The 17,150-nt window shown below is 66.1% G+C and carries 15 protein-coding genes; 9 read left to right on the plus strand and 6 right to left on the minus strand.

From position 1 onward, the window contains the following. The first annotated feature begins 31 nt into the window (after positions 1-31). Positions 32-265: a hypothetical protein gene (locus tag ACVJ19_RS25845; protein ID WP_453951919.1), complete on the plus strand. Its 234-nt coding sequence runs from the start codon at positions 32-34 to the stop codon at positions 263-265. A gap of 41 nt (positions 266-306) precedes the next feature. On the opposite strand, the gene ACVJ19_RS25850 is transcribed toward ACVJ19_RS25845, so the two are convergent. Next, positions 307-510, minus strand: coding sequence for a hypothetical protein (locus ACVJ19_RS25850; protein WP_453951920.1), 204 nt, complete (start codon positions 508-510; stop codon positions 307-309). A 28-nt stretch (positions 511-538) separates the two neighbouring features. Between ACVJ19_RS25850 and ACVJ19_RS25855 the strand changes: the two genes are divergently transcribed. From ACVJ19_RS25855 to ACVJ19_RS25865, 3 genes are all read left to right on the plus strand, one after another. Beyond that, on the plus strand, positions 539-934 hold the full coding sequence (locus ACVJ19_RS25855; protein ID WP_453951921.1) for a DUF6894 family protein: 396 nt from the start codon (positions 539-541) through the stop codon (positions 932-934). 184 nt (positions 935-1,118) lie between these two features. Then, the gene (locus ACVJ19_RS25860) at positions 1,119-1,286 is read left to right on the plus strand and encodes a hypothetical protein (RefSeq protein ID WP_165405372.1); all 168 of its coding nucleotides are present in this window, start codon (positions 1,119-1,121) and stop codon (positions 1,284-1,286) included. After that, positions 1,283-3,832: an HAD-IC family P-type ATPase gene (locus ACVJ19_RS25865; protein WP_453951922.1), complete on the plus strand. Its 2,550-nt coding sequence runs from the start codon at positions 1,283-1,285 to the stop codon at positions 3,830-3,832. The genes ACVJ19_RS25860 and ACVJ19_RS25865 overlap by 4 nt, the downstream gene beginning before the upstream one ends. On the opposite strand, the gene ACVJ19_RS25870 is transcribed toward ACVJ19_RS25865, so the two are convergent. The 3 genes from ACVJ19_RS25870 to ACVJ19_RS25880 form a co-directional block, all read right to left on the minus strand. Then, entirely contained in the window at positions 3,829-4,332 is a 504-nt protein-coding gene (locus tag ACVJ19_RS25870; RefSeq protein WP_453951923.1) for an MgtC/SapB family protein, read from the minus strand. The genes ACVJ19_RS25865 and ACVJ19_RS25870 overlap by 4 nt on opposite strands. A 7-nt stretch (positions 4,333-4,339) precedes the next feature. Next, positions 4,340-4,921: a peroxidase-related enzyme gene (locus ACVJ19_RS25875; protein ID WP_453955209.1), complete on the minus strand. Its 582-nt coding sequence runs from the start codon at positions 4,919-4,921 to the stop codon at positions 4,340-4,342. A 214-nt stretch (positions 4,922-5,135) separates the two neighbouring features. Further along, entirely contained in the window at positions 5,136-6,878 is a 1,743-nt protein-coding gene (locus ACVJ19_RS25880) for an ATP-binding protein (protein ID WP_453951924.1), read from the minus strand. Positions 6,879-7,317: 439 nt separating this feature from the next. Here ACVJ19_RS25880 and ACVJ19_RS25885 point away from each other — a divergent pair, with 439 nt between their 5' ends. Beyond that, the gene (locus tag ACVJ19_RS25885; protein WP_453951925.1) at positions 7,318-8,286 is read left to right on the plus strand and encodes a catechol 2,3-dioxygenase; all 969 of its coding nucleotides are present in this window, start codon (positions 7,318-7,320) and stop codon (positions 8,284-8,286) included. Between the two features lie 234 nt (positions 8,287-8,520). On the opposite strand, the gene ACVJ19_RS25890 is transcribed toward ACVJ19_RS25885, so the two are convergent. Next, positions 8,521-12,045, minus strand: a complete 3,525-nt coding sequence (locus ACVJ19_RS25890; RefSeq protein WP_453951926.1) for a molybdopterin cofactor-binding domain-containing protein — start codon at positions 12,043-12,045, stop codon at positions 8,521-8,523. Then, positions 12,045-12,527, minus strand: coding sequence for a (2Fe-2S)-binding protein (locus ACVJ19_RS25895; RefSeq protein ID WP_453951927.1), 483 nt, complete (start codon positions 12,525-12,527; stop codon positions 12,045-12,047). The genes ACVJ19_RS25890 and ACVJ19_RS25895 overlap by 1 nt, the downstream gene beginning before the upstream one ends. Positions 12,528-12,780: 253 nt before the next feature. On the opposite strand from ACVJ19_RS25895, the gene ACVJ19_RS25900 reads away from it, so the two are divergent. Genes ACVJ19_RS25900 through ACVJ19_RS25915 form a run of 4 tightly spaced genes read left to right on the plus strand, consistent with a single transcriptional unit; the run spans position 12,781 to position 16,967 of the window. Further along, positions 12,781-14,238: a 6-hydroxynicotinate reductase gene (locus ACVJ19_RS25900; protein WP_453951928.1), complete on the plus strand. Its 1,458-nt coding sequence runs from the start codon at positions 12,781-12,783 to the stop codon at positions 14,236-14,238. Further along, positions 14,235-15,131, plus strand: coding sequence for a UPF0280 family protein (locus ACVJ19_RS25905; protein ID WP_453951929.1), 897 nt, complete (start codon positions 14,235-14,237; stop codon positions 15,129-15,131). Before ACVJ19_RS25900 ends, ACVJ19_RS25905 begins: the two co-directional genes overlap by 4 nt. Positions 15,132-15,146: 15 nt before the next feature. Next, positions 15,147-15,731, plus strand: coding sequence for an amino acid synthesis family protein (locus ACVJ19_RS25910; protein WP_453951930.1), 585 nt, complete (start codon positions 15,147-15,149; stop codon positions 15,729-15,731). Between the two features lie 33 nt (positions 15,732-15,764). Continuing rightward, the gene (locus ACVJ19_RS25915; protein ID WP_453951931.1) at positions 15,765-16,967 is read left to right on the plus strand and encodes an ABC transporter substrate-binding protein; all 1,203 of its coding nucleotides are present in this window, start codon (positions 15,765-15,767) and stop codon (positions 16,965-16,967) included. Positions 16,968-17,150: the final 183 nt, after the last annotated feature.

Genomic DNA, 17,150 nt, shown 5'->3' on the forward strand with positions numbered 1-17,150 from the left:
GGCCTGATAAGCCGGCTCTCATCACAGCCGCTTGAGCGACATCATTTTCCGCGCCGACGAAACCGTACTGAAACAGAGCGGTCCCAACTATGGGGTTATCGAGCTCACACAGGAGGCAGGAATGCGCCGTCTGTTTTTCGCAATTGCCGTGCTCGCCGTCGCCACAGCAGGGATCTCGGCCTCGTTCGCCGCAGTTCATCACGCCAAGACACTGACATTTGCCGAGCGCTTTGCCCCGGCGCTCGACTTGATGGCGAAGCAATAGCGGCCTCGCGCTTCGCGGCCGCAGGCCGGGCGGCGGTATGATCACTTCGGATCTTGCGGGCCGGGTGAAGTGAGTAGCCGCTCGATCTCTGCGGCGGCCTCGCCGTCGCGCGCCTTTTGCAGCAGCGTGTAGCGCTCGGCGCCGGCCGGCAGCTTGCTCGCTGCGGCGCGGGCGTCCTGCGTGAATTTGTTCAAGCGCTCCTGGAGCGAGCGGGCCGGTCGCGTTCGCTTGCGTTTCCTGGTCATGAATTGCCCTTTCCGGCGCAAGACAACCATGGCCGCGCGGGCACTGTCCTTAACTTTTGTTGGAGCTGCCGACCGACCCGGGCGTTCCGCTGCACCGGGACCGGGCGACGGTGTCGATGAGCGGAATATTTTGGAACTGGCGGATTTTGACGGCCTTTACCTGCAGCAGTCGTCAACGCTCCGAGGGCGCCCGATGCCGCGCTTCCATTTCGACATCCACGAGAACGGCCGGGTGTTTCCCGACGAAGACGGGCAGGATCTTGCGAACGAGAACGACGCGCGCAAGGAGGCGGTCATGACCGGCGCTTCCATCGCCCGCGATGCCTTCGTCTCGGGCAGCGCGCGGCACGTCGTCATCGACGTTCGCGAGGAGGGCGCGCCGTTCCTGAAGGTGTCGATCACGCTCGAGGTCGACGAAGCTTAGGCCTGCGGTGTCGGCAGGAGCGTGACCTGTTTGCACCTGCGGCAGAGCGGCGCATGCGATTTTGACGTATCGCAAAGAGGCGCCGTCGGCGGCCGGTAAGGTCTGCTTGCATGACTGCCGAACCAGCGTTGCGCTCCCGCGTAGGCAAATGGACTCCGGATCATGCCGACCTGGAGACGCCACGATGAGCCTGATCCTTCGCATTCTGTTCGTTCTCGCCGGAGCCATCACCGCGCTGTTCGTCGCGCGGGATGCGCTCAACTTCACCATCATCCAGACCTTCGTCGCCATCCTGCTCGTGACCGCCGTCCTGCTCGCCGGGAGTCTCTGGAGCCTGCGGCGGAAGACGTGAGCGGCAAGGCGGGCGCGCGACCGGCCGGACTGAGCGAGGCCGGGGCGAAGGCGCGGCTGGAAAAGGACGGCGCCAACGAGCTGCCGCGACCCGAGCGGCGCAGCCCCTTGCGCATCGTCGTGGAAGTGCTGCGCGAGCCGATGCTCCTGCTGCTGCTTTGCGGCGGGCTGATCTATCTCGTGCTGGGCGATCTCAAGGAAGCGCTGATCCTCCTGGCCTTTGGTGCGATGTCCATCGTAATCACGGTGGTGCAGGAGACCCGGACCGAGCGCGTGCTGGACGCCCTGCGCGACCTCACCAGCCCGCGTGCGCTCGTGGTGCGGGACGGCGCGCGCCGGCGAATTCCCGGCCGGGAGGTCGTGCGCGGCGATCTCCTCGTCCTCGGCGAAGGCGATCGGGTTCCCGCCGATGCCGCGCTCGTGGATGCCCGCGATCTGCAGATCGACGAGTCCCTGCTGACCGGCGAGTCCGTGCCCGTCCGCAAGCAGGCCGCGGACAGGATCGCAGCAGTGGATCACCGGCCCGGCGGCGAGGATCAGCCCTTCGTGTATTCCGGCTCGCTCGTCGTGCGCGGCGAGGGGCTGGCGCTGGTCGAGGCGACCGGCCCGCGCAGCGAGATCGGGAAGATCGGATTGTCGCTGCGCGGCTTGCAGGCCGAGCCGCCGCGGCTGCAGCAACAAACTGCAAGGCTGGTGCGGCTCTGCTTCCTCGGCGGCGCCGTGGTCAGCCTGGCCGCCGTCGCGCTCTATGGCGTCTTGCGCGGGGATTGGCTGCAGGCGCTGCTCGCAGGCATCGCCATCGGCATGTCGATGCTTCCGGAAGAATTCGGCGTCGTGCTCACGGTCTTCATGGCGATGGGAGCGTGGCGGATCTCGCAAGCCCGCGTGCTGACACGGCGCGCCGCCGCCATCGAGGTTTTGGGGTCCGCGACCGTCCTGTGCACCGACAAGACCGGGACACTGACGCAGAACCGCATGTCCGTCGCCGAGCTGCGGCTGCCCGATGGGGCGCGGATGCGCCTTGCGGCCGGAGAGGATCGCGCCAGGCCGGAATTTGTCGAGCTGGCGCGCTGCGGCGCCCTGGCGAGCTCTCCGGAACCGTTCGATCCGATGGAGAAGGCGCTGCACCTGTTCGCGCAAGAAGCCTTGCGGGACGGCGATGCGATGGATGGCGAGCGGACGCTGCTGCACACCTACGGTCTGCGCCCCGAGCTGCTGGCCATGACCCAGGTCTGGCGGACAGCCGGGCGGGCCGACCTCGTCGCATGCGCCAAGGGTGCGCCCGAGGCGGTTGCGCGCCTGTGCAGGCTGAACGATGCCGATCAGGAGTCGGTGCGGGATGCCGCCAGCGCGATGGCGAAGGACGGGCTTCGGGTGCTGGGCGTCGCCGTTGCCGTCTGCGATGACAGCTCGCTCCCGCAGTCACAACAGGCGTTCGCGTTTCGATTTGTCGGCCTGGTCGGGCTTGCCGATCCGCTGCGGCCCCATGTGCCGGAGGCGGTTCGCGAATGCCGTGCGGCCGGGATTCGCGTCGTCATGATCACGGGCGATTATCCGGCAACGGCGGTTGCCATTGCGAGCCACGCCGGCCTCGACGTCCAGGATGTCATGACCGGCGATCAGGTCAGGCTGGCGGATGATCCGGAGCTTGCACAGCGCGTCAGGCAGGTCAGCGTGTTCGCGCGGGTCCTTCCGGAACAGAAGCTGCGCATCGTCCAGGCGATGAAGGCCAACGGCGAGATCGTGGCGATGACCGGCGACGGCGTCAACGACGCGCCATCGCTCAAGGCCGCCCACATCGGCATCGCGATGGGCGGGCGCGGCACCGACGTCGCGCGAGAGGCGTCGTCGATCGTCCTGCTCGACGACGATTTCGGCTCGATCGTTTCGGCCATTCGCCTGGGGCGCCGCATCTATGACAATCTGCGCAAGGCGATGGCCTTCATCTTCGCCGTTCACGTCCCGATCGCCGGACTTGCGCTGTTGCCGCTGGTGTTCGGGCTGCCGCTGATCTTCAGTCCGGTGCATATCGCGTTTCTGGAGCTGATCATCGACCCCGTGTGCTCGCTGGTGTTCGAGGCGGAGCGCGACGAGCGCGATGCGATGACGCGCCCGCCGAGACGGGCCGACGCCGAGCTGTTCTCGTGGGCCTTGGTCGGCTGGAGCGTTCTTCAGGGCGCGCTCGCGTTCGTCCTGACCGCCACCATGTTCGTTGGCGCACCGCGCTCCGGCCTTGTCGCCGACGAGGCGAGGGCGCTCGCCTTCGTGACGCTCGTGGTTTGCTTCGTCGCGCTGGTCCTCGTCAACCGGTCCTTCAGCGCCTCGTTCGTGTCGGCCTTCTTCCGGCCGAACCCGGCGCTGGCCTGGATCTTCGCGGCGGTCGCCGCCGTTCTCGCCACCGCGCTGCTCTGGCCGCCGGCCTCCAGCCTGTTCCGCTTTGGTCCGCTGCATGCCGATGATCTGTTGATCACGCTCGGCGCGGGATTGCTGCTGCTGACGGTGCTCGAACTGCTGAAGCCGCTGTGGACGCGGCGGCTGCGATTCTAGTTCACACCCGGAGGGCCCGGCTTCGGCGGCGCATTGGTTTCGTGCGTCTCGTGCCTGCCACCGAGCATCCGGTGCAGCCAGTGCTCGGTGCGGTTGCCGACGGTGAGGATCAGGAAGGCCAGCGTCAGCGCCGTGCCGACGATCGGCCACTCGCCGACGCCGCAGGCGATGCCGAGACAGGCGGCGAGGAAGGTGTAGGCGGCACTGGTCAGGCCGCGGACGCGAAACCTCTCGCTTTCGTGGACGATGACGCCGGCACCGAGGAAGCCGATGCCGGTGAGGATGCCCTGGATGACGCGGCTCGCCGCATCGGTGATCTTGCCGGCCTCGGCGAACTGCACGGCCAGCAATACGACGGTTGCGGTCGAGAGCCCGACGATGCCGAGCGTCTTCAGCCCGATCGGCTTGCCGTGCAGGTCACGATTGAGGCCGATGGCGCAGCCTGCGAGCGTGGCGACGCCGAGGCGCAGAAGGATCTCGGGCCAGTCCAGCACGGTCATTGCTCTTTCATTTCTTCGGCAGGCGTCCCATCAGATAGAACTCCTCGTTCGGCCGCATGCCCGTGAAATTCGCCAGCCGGTTCGACAGCGCGAAGAACGCGGCGATCGCGGCGATGTCCCAGATGTCGTCGTCGCTGAAGCCGTGCGGTTGAAGCGCGGCGAAATCCTCCTCGCAGACGCGCTGCGCATCGACCGAGACCTTCATCGCGAAATCGAGCATCGCCTTCTGGCGCGGCGTGATGTCGGCCTTGCGGTAGTTCACCGCGACCTGGTCGGCGATCAGCGGATTCTTGGCGCGGATGCGCAGGATCGCGCCATGGGCGATCACGCAATACTGGCACTGGTTGGCGGCGGACGTCGCCACCACGATCATCTCGCGCTCGGCTTTCGTCAGGCCACCGTCCTTCTCCATCAGCGCGTCGTGATAGGCGAAGAACGCGCGGAACTCATCGGGGCGGTAGGCCAAAGTGAGGAACACGTTCGGCACGAAGCCGCTTTTTTCCTGCACGGCGAGCAGGCGGGTGCGGATGTCCTCGGGAAGCGTGTCGAGGGCGGGAGCGGGGAAGCGTTGCGCGGCGGTTTTTGTCATAGGCATGGATTCCGGCTTGGGGCCGGCAACATAGTCGATGCGGGCTACCGCCTCAATGTGCGGCTCTTGTGCCCCGGACGCAGCGCAGCGCCTCTTCAGCGGTGCGCTGCAGAGCCGGGGCCCAGAATTTCAACAGGAATGGTGCGTGCGGCGTGGGTCCCGGCTCTGCGCGGCAACGCTAAGGGCGTTGCAGCGCGTCCGGGACACCAGAGCCTTACCGCAGCGGCTTCTTCAGCAGCGAGAAGCGGTCGGGATCGAGTCCCATCGAGGGCTGCAGCATCGGGGCTTCGAGGCTGGACATCGTCTTCGTGGGCGGGGCCGAGAACACCGGATCGTTCGGAGAGGAATCGCGCTGCGAGGTGGCGCCGCGCCAGCGTTCGAGCACGGCGCCGACGAAATGCATGTCGTGACCGGCGGTGACCGACGGTACGCTGCTGATGGTGGCTTCGCCGCGCGGCAATTGGTGTGGAGGCACCTCCTTGAAGCGCAATCGGGTCGGCAACGCGACGCCTTCACCGAACGCCAGCACCTCGCGGGTGCCGAGCGAGGGAACGAAGGACAAGAGGTTCGCGGCCGCGTCCGATACAGCGGCGCGCAGCAGCGCCTGGTCGCGATCGTTGGCAAGACGCATCGTGAACAGTGTGTTGCACTGGGAGATGATGGTGGCGTCGAGCTCGGCCGGGCGCTGGGTGATCAGCCCGAGATAGACGCCGTATTTGCGGCCTTCCTTGGCGATGCGCGACACCGCCTTGCGGGTCGGGCCGAAGCCGACATTGCGGTCGGCGGAAGCGTAGCGGTGCGCTTCCTCGCAGACGAACAGCAGCGGCGAGACGCCGTCGCTCCACAGGCCGAAATCGAAGGCCATGCGGCACAGCACCGAGACGACGGAATCGATGACTTCCGCCGGGAAGCCCGCGAGCTGCATCACCGTCATCGGCTTGCCGTTCGCCGGCAGGCGGAACAGATGGCTGATGACCTCGGCCATGGTGTCGCCGCCGACATTGGCGTTGTCGAACATGAAGGCGTAGCGCGGGTCGTTGCGCACCGCTTCGATGCGCGAGATCAGCTTGTGATAGATGATGCGCGAAGAGCGGTTCTCCAGCTTGCCCATGCGCTCGTCGATCAGCGACAACAGATCGACGAGGCGGTACGGCACCGGCGTGTCGACGGTGTAGCCGACCTGCTTGGGATCGATGCGCTTCAGGCCGATACGGTCGGCGTTCTGGTACTGGGTGTAGACGCCCTTGGCGAGCGGGATCACCTCGGCGAGGATATCGAGCTCCTCCGGCACGCCGGGGCGGCCCGCGAACAGCACGTCGACGATTTCCTCGAAATTGAACAGCCAGAACGGCAGCTTCAGGTTCCGCGGGTTCAGCACCAGCGCGCGGTCGCCGAAGCAGCGGCCATATTCGTTGTGGACGTCGAGCAGGAAGATGCGCAGGTTCGGCCGCGCCTTCAGGATCTCGTTGAGCAGCAGCGAGACGCCGGTCGATTTGCCGACGCCGGTCGAGCCGAGCACCGCAAAATGCTTGGACAGCATTTCCTCGACGTCGACATAGGCGATGACGGAGCGGTCCTGCTGGAGGAAGCCGACATTGATCTGGTCCGATCCGGTCGGCGCGTAGATCGTGCGCAGCTCCTGGCTGGTGATCAGCTCGACCGCATCTCCGATGGTCGGATAATTGGTGACGCCGCGCTGGAATTTGGCCTTGTCGGCGGCGTTGAGGATTTCGCCGAGCAGGTCGACCGAGGCGATCGCGATGTAATTGTCCGTGCTCGACAAATTCTCGCAGGAGACCTCGGTGATCATCGCGACGATGACCGAGCTGGCGCAGCGAATGCTGACGAAGCGGCCGACGGTGGCCCGAACCTCCGAGATCGGCATCTGGCTGGTCGCCAGAAGCCCGACCCGGGCGAGCGATCCACGTACCGAAATCACGCGTCCAAAGGATGTCACGATGAATCAACCCGGCAAGAGCGAGGAATTTGTTCCAGACTATGCGCGGCCGTCGCTGGACAAACGGTTAAACGACGGGCGCGCCCGCTCCGTTAAATCTGCGGTAATTCGGTCGGGAGCTTTGTCGCTAATGGATATTTGTGGGTGGAAACGCCAGGAAAATGCTGCATTTCGAGGCCCGCCGGGGGCGAAGGCGGTCTTAAGGAAGATTTTACCATCCGGGCAGGCCGCGCTCCGTCCGAACCCAAGCGAGCGGACGGGAGCCATTCGCAACGGGGCGTGGCGGTTGATTTGTTGACGGGACCTAATCATTTGTACATTAGTACAAATGAAATCGTAACCATCGCTGCCGCGCAGAGGCGGGCGTCGTTGTGTCTCAATCGAGCCGTCGGTCAGGCGGAAGCGGCCACGCCTTACTGGACCAGCCCTGGAGGAAATCATGCAGCCCGAACCGATCCTCGATCTCGCCCATCTCGGCCATATGGAACTGCTGACGCCGAAGCCCGACGAGAGCCTGAAATTCTTCGTCGACGTGATGGGGATGACCGTCAGCGGGCAGAAGGGCGAGTCCGTCTATCTGCGCGGCTGGGACGATTACGAGCGCTATTCGCTCAAGCTGACGGCGTCGAAGACGTCAGGCATGGAGCACATGGCGCTGCGCGCGCGCAGCCAGCAGGCGCTGGAGCGCCGTGTTGCGGCGCTGAAAGGATCCGGCTTCGACATCGGCTGGATCGACGGCGACATGGGGCAGGGGCCGACCTTCCGCTGCCGCGACCCTGATGGGCACATCGTCGAGCTCTATTACGAGACCGAGTGGTACCAGGCGCCGCCGGAGCTGAAGCCCGCACTGAAGAACCAGGCGCAGCGCTTTCCCGCCCGCGGCGTCAATGTGCGTCGCCTCGATCACCTCAATTGCCTTGCCGTCGACATCAAGGCCAACCGCGAGTTCTTCGAAAACTATCTCGGCTGCCGGCTCACCGAGCAGATCGTGCTCAATGATGGCCGCGAGGCGGCGATGTGGCTGACGATGTCGAACAAGAGCTACGACTTTGCCTATTCGCTGGACCATTCCGGCGTGCCGGGCCGCTTCCACCACGTCACCTACGCGCTCGACAGCCGCGAGGAGATCCTTCGCGCCGCCGACATCTTCCTGGAGAATGGCGTGCATATCGAGACCGGCCCGCACAAGCACGCGATCCAGCAGACCTTCTTCCTCTACGTCTACGAGCCCGGCGGCAACCGCGTCGAGGTCGCCAATGCCGGGGCGCGCCTGATCCTCGCGCCCGACTGGAAGCCGATCGTGTGGACCGAGGAGGAGCGCAAGAAGGGCCAGGCCTGGGGATTGAAGACGATCGAGTCCTTCCACACTCACGGCACGCCGCCGGTGGAGGCGAAGAAGCACGGTTAGAGCAATCTTGCCGACAGCATCGCTCTCTCCGTTCCCTCCCTGTCGCACACGACATTGGGCGTGCCGAGCGAGATCGGCCTGCATGGTTCGAGACGCCCGCTTTGGCGGGCTCCTCACCATGAGGGTCTGATATCTCGCTGCAAAACGCGCCCTCATCCTGAGGGCCCGCCATAGGCGGGCGTCTCGAAGGATGGCCGCAGGCGAGCCTCGTGCCACGCCTTTCTTCGTATCGCCCTAGTGCGCTGACGCTCGCACGCGTGCGATCGTCTCGCGCACGCCGGTCCAGGCCGGTTTGTCCGGCGCGAACTGCCGGCGCAGGAAGGTGACGAGCTCCTCGACCTGGGCGTCGCTCATGCTGTTCCTGAACGCCGGCATGTAGCCGAGATCGCTCGAGACCGGCTCGGTGATGCCGTGCAGGATCACCTGCACGAGATTGTCCGATGTCGCGCTGTGCAGATTGCTGTTGAGCGCGAGCGAGGGGCGGCTGCCGAACAGCGGCAGGCCGCCGACCTCGTGGCACACCGCGCAGGCGCCTTGATAGAGGCGTGCGCCGGTGGAGGCGGCGACGGTGACCTGCGTCGCGCTCTCTAGCCGTGCCGCAAGCGCGTCCGGCGTCTCGGCTGCGCTGTCGTTGAACGAGTTGAGATAGACCGCCATCGCACGGATGTCCTGGTCGGGCAGGGCCTTGAGGTCCCTGACGATTGGGGCCATCGGGCCGGCGGCGACGCCGTGATAGCGCGAATTGCCGGTGCGCAAATAGGCGTAAAGCTCGTCCTCGTTCCACGGGATCGGCGCGTGCGAGAGCGAGGTCAACGGCGGCGCTTCCCAGCCCTCGGCAAAGCCGCCGGCAAGATAGGCATTGCGCTGCTCGGCGCCGAGCGCGTTGCGCGGCGAATGGCAGGCGCTGCAATGACCGAGGCTCTCGACGAGATAGGCGCCGCGATTCCAGGCCTCGGATTTGGCGGGATCGGGCTTGAGCTCCGCCGTCCGATGGAACAGTGCGTTCCAGCCCGCGAGCAGCGGGCGGAGATTGAACGGGAAGGCGAGCGTATTGGCGGGCGCCGGCGCGCGCACCGCGGGCTGGGCCATCAGGTAGGCATAGAGCGCCTGCATGTCGGCGTCGCTGGTCCTGGCAAAATGCGGGTAGGGAAACGCGGGGTAGAGCTGGCGGCCGTCGCGATGCAAGCCATCGCGCATCGCGCGCTCGAACGCGGGATAGGACCAGGCGCCGATGCCGGTGTCCACATCAGGCGTGATGTTGGTTGAATAGATCGTGCCGAACGGCGTCTGAAGCGCACGGCCGCCGGCGTTGAGCACGCCATTGAAGCTGGTATGGCACTCCGCGCAATTGCCGAGCGCTGCGAGCTCTTGGCCACGCGCGATCGTCGCGGCGGAATAGACCGATGCATCGGGCCGCGCGATCGGCGCGATGGCACGGCCGGGCAGAAACGCGGCGCCGATTCCTATTGCGGCGGTGCAGACGGCCGCAACGGTCGTGAAGATGCCGGCGCGCTTGGCGAACGGATTTTGCCAGATGCGCGACGACGGCTGCGTAGCGGGTGCGGGCAGGGACTGCGGTGCGGGCGATGTTTCACCGTGCAGTCCCCTCAGGATGCGTTCCGGCGTGAACGGCGGCTCGCGGAAGCGGACGCCGGTCGCATCGAAGATCGCATTGGCAATCGCAGCTGCGCTCGGCACGGAAGCGGACTCGCCGACGCCGAGCGGCGGCTGGTCCTGCCGCGGCAGCAACAAGACGTCGATTTTGGGCACGTCGGGGAAGGGGATGATCGGATAGGCGCCCCATTCGCGCGCCGCCACCGCGCCGCGCTCGAACGAGACCTCCTCCATCAGCGCGCGGCTGGTGGCCTGGATGACGTTGCCGTGGATCTGGTGGCGCACGCCGTCCGGATTGATCATCAACCCGGAGTCCTGCCCGGCGACAACGCGCGTCACGCTGACGTCGCCGGTGGTCTTGTTCACCGCGACGTCTGTGACCCACGCCGACCACGCCGCGCCATAGCCGGGAAACTTGCTGTGGACATAGAGCGCATAGGCAAAGCCGCGCCCGTGCACGACCTCGCCGTCCTTCTCCTCGCGAACCGGGCGCGGCGTCCAGCCCGCGCGCTCGGCCACCGCGTTGACGAGATCGACGGCGCGCGGGTCTTTGAGATAGCGCAGGCGATATGCGATCGGATCGACGCCGGCCTCGGTCGCGGCCTCGTCGATATAGGATTCATGGGCAAAGGTGTTCGGCAACGCCGAGACGCCGCGAAACCAGGAGGCGCGCACGATCGGCGCCATGTCGTGGGCGACGACGCGCATGTGGTCGTAATCGTAAGGCGGGATCGCGGTGCGGTCGCCCATCTGGAGCACGGCGGGATCGGGCGAGATGCGACCGGTCAGCAGCAGCGCCAGCGTTGGCGCGGCGTTCGAGGGATAGCGCGTCGCGAGATCGTAACCGGCGATGCCGCCTTCCGAGTCGAGCCCGCCATTGACGTCGATGAGCTGCGCGGTGCCCTTGGGCTCCCAGGCATGCTCCTGCTCGCGCGTCAGCTGCACGCGCACGGGCCGGCCGACGGCGCGCGACAGCAGCAGGGCGTCGGCGGTGACGTCGTCGGCGCAATTGCGGCCGTAACACCCGGCGGCCTCCAGCCGGATCACCTCGATCTCGCTCTCGGGACGCTCGATCAGCAGGGCAAGGTCGCTGCGCAGAACGTGCGGATTCTGCGTGCCGGACCAGACGCGGATATTGCCGTCCTGGAAATCGGCGACCGCGCATGAGGGGCCGATCGAGGCGTGCATCTGATACGGCCAGACGTAGGTGCGCTGCATCGGCTTGGCCGCGCTAGCAATCGCCTTATCGACCTCGCCCTTGTCGATCAGCGTGCGCGGTGTCGACGGATTGGCGCGCAGTGCGGTCTCGACATCCGCGAGATCGGTCAGCGTTGGCATCGGCTTCCAGCTCACCGCGAGCTGCTCCGCCGCGCGGATCGCATTCTCCTCGCGCTCGGCAACGATTCCGACGAAATCGCCGATGTGGACGACGGCGACGATGCCGGGAATGTCGCGCACCGAGGATTGATCGACCGCGAGCAGGCTGGTGCCGACGAACGGGCCGGCGTCGACGCCGGCATAGGGCGGACGCACCACGCGGCCGTGCAGCATGCCGGGCACGCGGATGTCGTGCACGAAGGTCAATTCGCCCGTGGCCTTGGCCGGCAGGTCGACACGCGGGACGGAGTGGCCGACGATGGCATAATCACCGACGGGCTTCACAGTGACATCGTCTTCGAGCTCGAGCCGGATCTCGTCGCCGCCGATCAGCTCGCCATAGCTGACACTGCGGTTGTCGTGGCCGCGCACGAGGCCGTCCTCGATCTTGAGGTCGGCCACCGGCAGCTCCAGCCGTTCGGCCGCGCGTGCGATCAGGAAGTGCCTGGCCTGCGCCGCGGCCTTGCGCAGGGGCACGGCGGTGATCTGGATGGTTTCGCTGGCGATCGTCGCGCCCTGGTTCGGCACCACCGATGTGTCGCCGAGCACCACGACGACGCGCGCAAACGAGACGTCGAGCTCTTCGGCGACGATCTGGCCGAGCGCGGTGCGGATTCCGGTGCCGAGATCGACATGGCCGTTATAGGCGGTGACCGAGCCGTCCGCGGTGATGCGGATGAAGGTCTCGGATGTGACCTCGTCCACGCTGCGGGCGACGACGAGCGAACCCGATGGGCGCTCAGCTCCGTTCGAAGCAGGGGAGGCCATCAACCTGCGGCCTCGGCGAGCTGGCCCGATGCGCGCATCACCGCGCGCAGGATTTCGACATGCGTGCCGCAGCGGCAGAGATTGTAGCGCAGCGCCGCCAGCGCCTCCTGCTCGGTCGGACGCGGGTTCTGCGCAAGCAGCGCCTTGGTGGTCATGATCATGCCGTTGAGGCAATAGCCGCATTGCGCGGCCTGCTCATCAATGAAGGCCTGCTGCACGACATCAGGCTTGTCACGGGTGCCGAGGCCTTCGAGCGTCACGATGTCGCGGCCGGCGCAGCCGCCAATCGGAATCACGCAGGAGCGCGCCGCGGCGCCGTCGATCAGGACAGTACAGGTGCCGCATTCGCCGAGACCGCAACCATATTTCGGGCCGTTGAGCGCGAGGTCGTTGCGCAGCACATAGAGCAGCGGCGTCTGGCGCTCTGCAGTGACCTCGTGGATCCTGCCGTTCACGGTGAGGCGGATCGGTGTTTGCGTCATCCTCGTTTCCAAGCCCAACACGATGCAGTCGTAAAAATTCTACGCCGCGACGATACCGTTTGTACACAAACGTGCAAGCCGTGCATGCCGCACTGCAGCGCGAGTGCCTTCTTTGTGGACAGAGCCGATAGGCAAATGAGGTTTTATGCGGCAGCCACATCTTTTGCGCTGCACCGCCGCTTGACAGGCGTAGGGGACCGCGCGCAACATCGTTCGTATGCGAATGATAACGACGTCTCCGCTGGCTTTCGACATGGTGATGGAAACAACGAGCGCCGCCACCGACAAGATCCGCTGCGATGCCTGTCCGGTGATGTGCTACATCAAGCCGGGCGCGGCGGGCGCCTGCGACCGCTATGCCAACCACGACGGCAAGCTCGTCCGCGTCGATCCGCATGTGATCCTGGAGCGTACCGTCTCGCATGGCGGCAAGCTCGTTCCGTTCAGTCGCACGGAAGACTGGGACGGCAAGATCGTCCACGAACCCTCGACCTTCGTCACCGCGATCGGCGCGGGCACGACCTATCCCGACTACAAGCCGGCGCCGTTCATCGTCTCAGCAGAAGTCGACGGCGTCGACATGGTGACCGTGGTCACCGAGGGCATCTTCTCCTATTGCGGCATCAAGGTGAAGATCGACACCGACCGCTATCTCGGCCCGGAGACCGCGACCGTGCGCGCGCAAGGCGAGGCCGTCGGCCATGTCACCACCAGCGAATACGGCTCGCAGATGCTGTCGCTCGGCGGCGTGCATCACCTGACCGGCGGCTCCAAGAAGGAGGGCCGGGTCACCTGCGACACGCTGATGGACCTCGCCAATTGCAAGGCGGTGGAGCTGACCATCGACGGCGGCGCCACGGTGGTGGTGCAGGCCGGCCAGCCGCCGATCGTCAACGGCGTGAAGGAAGAGCGCATGCGCGTCGGCTGCGGCTCGGCGACGATCGGCATGTTTGCCAAGCAATGGCACGGCAAGGTCGACGAGGTCGTCGTGGTCGACGATCACATCACCGGCGTGCTGAGCGAGCACCAGGCCGGCAAGCTGCTCGACATCGCCGACACCGGCATCAAGATGAAGGGGCGTCGCTCGACGCCCGGCCGCTACTTCCAGGTGGCCGATCCCGGCACGGGCTGGGGCGGCACCAACATTTCCGATCCGCTCTCGATCCTCGGGCCGTTCGACAAGAAGGAGGCGAAGGCCGGGCTGACCATGTTGATGGTCTCCACGACCGGCGAGCATTCGTCCTATTACGTGCTCGACGAGGCCTTGAATCCGGTCGAGACCGAGATGCCCGCCGATCTGAAATTCTCCGTCGAGCGCATCCAGGAGAATTGCGAGCCGGCGCTGTGCACGGTGCTGTTCATGGCGGGCGCGGGCGGCTCGTTGCGCGCCGGTGTCACCGACAATCCGGTGCGGCTGACGCGCTCGGTGAAGGATGCGCTGACCCGCGTCACCAGCGGCGGCGCGCCGGTCTATGTCTGGCCGGGCGGCGGCATCACCTACATGGTCGACGTCACGCAGATGCCGGCGGGCGCGTTCGGCTACGTGCCGACGCCGGCGCTGGTTGCGCCGATCGAGTTCACGATGAAGCTGACGGACTACGCCGCGCTCGGCGGACACATGGATTACGTCAAACCGCTTGCCGAGGTGCAGAACGGCGAAGATGTCCGGCAGCTGCCCTGGCAGAACCCGATTCCGGGACCCCGGGCATGACGAGGCTCCCGCAAATCGCATTGCTGTCTGATGGCCGGCGGCTGCATTTGCAGGATGGTCCGATTGATCTGATCGTCGAGGCGAGGGGGCGCACGGATGCAGTGCGTGCGGCTTATGACGCCGCGGCGCACCGGTTCACCGGATTGCTCGACGAGCTCTGTGCGGAACTGCCTGAATTGCGCGGGGCGGCCGAAGAGAAAACCTCGCTGAAGGGCGCTGTCGCGCGCCGCATGCACGCCGCTGTCGCGCCCTATGCCGCCGATTGCTTCATCACGCCGATGGCCGCGGTGGCCGGCAGCGTGGCGGAGGAGATCCTGGGGGCAATGCTGGGTGCCGCGACGCTCGATCGGGCCTACGTCAACAACGGCGGCGACATCGCGCTGCATCTCGGCAAGGGCGAGCATTTTGCCGTCGGCCTGATGGACCGGCCGGACCGCGACGGCGTGATGCGCGCGATGAGGGTCGATTCAGATGATCCCGTGCGCGGGATTGCGACCAGCGGACGCCACGGCCGCAGCTTTTCGCTCGGGATCGCGGACGCCGTCACGGTGCTGGCGGCAACGGCCTCGCAGGCCGATGCGGCCGCGACTGTCATCGCCAATGCCGTCGATCTGCCCGGGCATCCCGCCATCATCCGAATGCCTGCGAACGAAATTCAGCCCGACAGCGATCTGGGCGCGCGTCTCGTGACCCGCGATGTCGGCGAGCTGTCTCACAATGAGGTCGCGACCGCGCTGGAATCTGGCGCGGAATGTGCACGGCAATTGTTCGATCGCGGACTGATCGAGGGCGCCGTGCTGCGGCTTTGTGGTGATATGCTTGTCATCGGAACAAAGGATATAGAAGAGCAACGATCGCGCCCGCTCGTGCTGGAGAACGCGGTCTGTGCCTGAACAGGGAAGCGAAACATGAGCGCGATCATCCGCAAGATCGTCACCGTCGTCGAAGAGACGCAGATGGAGATGGGACGCCAGGTCTCGCCGCCGACCCGGCGCGCGGCGGCGATCGCCGTGATCGAGAATCCCTTTGCCGGAAAATATTTCGAGGATCTCTCGCCGCTGATCGCGATCGGCGAGGAGCTCGGCGAGCTCCTGTCGAAGCGCGCGGTGGCGGCGCTCGGCATCGAAGGCGCCAAGGCGCAGAGCTACGGCAAGGCCGCGGCCGTCGGCGAGAACGGCGAGCTGGAGCATGCGGCCGCCATCCTTCACCCCAAGATGGGCGCGCCGGTGCGCAAAGTGTTGGGTAAGGGCGCGGCGCTGATCCCGTCGTCGAAGAAGCGCAGCGGGCCGGGCACGACGCTCGACATTCCGCTCGGGCACAAGGATGCCGCCTTCGTGCGCAGTCATTTCGACGGCATGGAGGTGCAGATCAACGACGCGCCGCGCGCCAACGAGATCATGGTCGCGGTCGCCGTCACCGACAGCGGCCGTCCGCTGCCGCGCGTCGGCGGGCTGACGGTTGCCGAGGTCAAGGGCGAAGACGGTTTGAGATAGAAGACGCAAGCGAGTTCAAAACTGGAGGTTGGGATGCGAGCAAGAAATTACTTCGTCGGCGCGGCCTTCGCGCTTCTGGCGGGCGGCATGGCCCATTCGGCCGTGGCGCAGGACATCAAGATCGGCGAGATCAACAGCTACTCGCTGCTGCCGGCGTTCACCGAGCCCTATCGCAAGGGCTGGCAGCTCGCAGTCGAAGAGATCAACGCGGCCGGCGGCATCAACGGCAAGAAGCTGGTCGTCATCTCCAAGGATGACGGCGGCAAGCCGGCCGACGCGCAGACCGCCGCCAACGAGCTCGTCTCGAGCGAGGGCGTCGCGATGCTCGCGGGCACGTTCCTGTCGAACATCGGTCTTGCGGTCTCGGACTTCGCCAACCAGAAGAAGGTGTTCTTCCTCGCGGCCGAGCCGCTGACGGATGCCATCACCTGGTCCAAGGGCAACAAGTACACGTTCCGCCTGCGTCCCTCCAACTACATGCAGGCCGCGATGCTGGTGGAGGCTGCCTCCAAGCTGCCCGCAAAACGCTGGGCGACGATCGCGCCGAACTACGAGTACGGCCAGTCGGCGGTCGCGGTGTTCAAGAAGCTGATGTCGGAGAAGCGCCCGGACATCCAGTGGGTCGACGAGCAGTGGCCGCCGCAGGGCAAGATCGACGCGGGCCCGGTGGTGCAGGCCGTTGCCGCCGCCAATCCCGAGGCGATCCTCAACGTCACCTTCGGCGCCGACCTCGTCAAGCTCGTGCGCGAAGGCAACACCCGCGGCCTGTTCAAGGGGCGCGAGGTGGTGTCGTTCCTGACCGGCGAGCCCGAATATCTCGATCCGCTCAAGGACGAGACGCCCGAGGGCTGGATCGTCACCGGCTATCCCTGGTACTCGATCAAGACGCCCGAGCACGACGCGTTCCTGAAGGCCTATCAGGCCAAGTACAACGACTATCCGCGTCTCGGCTCGATCGTCGGCTACCAGACCATCAAGTCGGCGGCCGCCATTCTCGCCAAGGCCGGCTCGACCGATCCGGAGAAGCTGATCGCCGCGGCGGAGGGGCTCTCCATGCCATCGCCGTTCGGCGAGATCACCTTCCGCAAGATCGACCATCAGTCGACGCTCGGCGCCTACGTCGGCAAGACCGCACTGAAGGACGGCAAGGGCGTGATGGTGGACTCGTCCTACAAGAAGGGCGCCGACTATCTGCCCAGCGACGCCGAAGTCGAGAAGCTGCGGCCGAAGGATTGATCGTTCTCTATCTCTCCCTCTCCCCGCTCTTCGCGGGGAGAGGGTTGGGGTGAGGGGCTCTCTCCACGCCCCGCGCTGGTGGAGAGAGCCCCTGACCCGGATCGCACCGGACGATGCTTCGCATCGCCGGGGGCGATCCGACCTCTCACCGCAAGAGCGGGGAGAGGTGACTTCAAACCCAAC

This window comes from Bradyrhizobium sp. USDA 376 (assembly GCF_054063675.1).

Bases quoted from the DNA above. Each gene is read 5' to 3' on its own strand.
- ACVJ19_RS25890 (WP_453951926.1), bottom strand. From the start codon at position 12,045: ATGGCCTCCCCTGCTTCGAACGGAGCTGAGCGCCCATCGGGTTCGCTC.
- ACVJ19_RS25915 (WP_453951931.1), top strand. From the start codon at position 15,765: ATGCGAGCAAGAAATTACTTCGTCGGCGCGGCCTTCGCGCTTCTGGCG.
- ACVJ19_RS25855 (WP_453951921.1), top strand. From the start codon at position 539: ATGGCCGCGCGGGCACTGTCCTTAACTTTTGTTGGAGCTGCCGACCGA.
- ACVJ19_RS25895 (WP_453951927.1), bottom strand. From the start codon at position 12,527: ATGACGCAAACACCGATCCGCCTCACCGTGAACGGCAGGATCCACGAG.
- ACVJ19_RS25905 (WP_453951929.1), top strand. From the start codon at position 14,235: ATGACGAGGCTCCCGCAAATCGCATTGCTGTCTGATGGCCGGCGGCTG.
- ACVJ19_RS25860 (WP_165405372.1), top strand. From the start codon at position 1,119: ATGAGCCTGATCCTTCGCATTCTGTTCGTTCTCGCCGGAGCCATCACC.
- ACVJ19_RS25870 (WP_453951923.1), bottom strand. From the start codon at position 4,332: ATGACCGTGCTGGACTGGCCCGAGATCCTTCTGCGCCTCGGCGTCGCC.
- ACVJ19_RS25885 (WP_453951925.1), top strand. From the start codon at position 7,318: ATGCAGCCCGAACCGATCCTCGATCTCGCCCATCTCGGCCATATGGAA.
- ACVJ19_RS25900 (WP_453951928.1), top strand. From the start codon at position 12,781: ATGGTGATGGAAACAACGAGCGCCGCCACCGACAAGATCCGCTGCGAT.
- ACVJ19_RS25875 (WP_453955209.1), bottom strand. From the start codon at position 4,921: ATGACAAAAACCGCCGCGCAACGCTTCCCCGCTCCCGCCCTCGACACG.
- ACVJ19_RS25850 (WP_453951920.1), bottom strand. From the start codon at position 510: ATGACCAGGAAACGCAAGCGAACGCGACCGGCCCGCTCGCTCCAGGAG.
- ACVJ19_RS25910 (WP_453951930.1), top strand. From the start codon at position 15,147: ATGAGCGCGATCATCCGCAAGATCGTCACCGTCGTCGAAGAGACGCAG.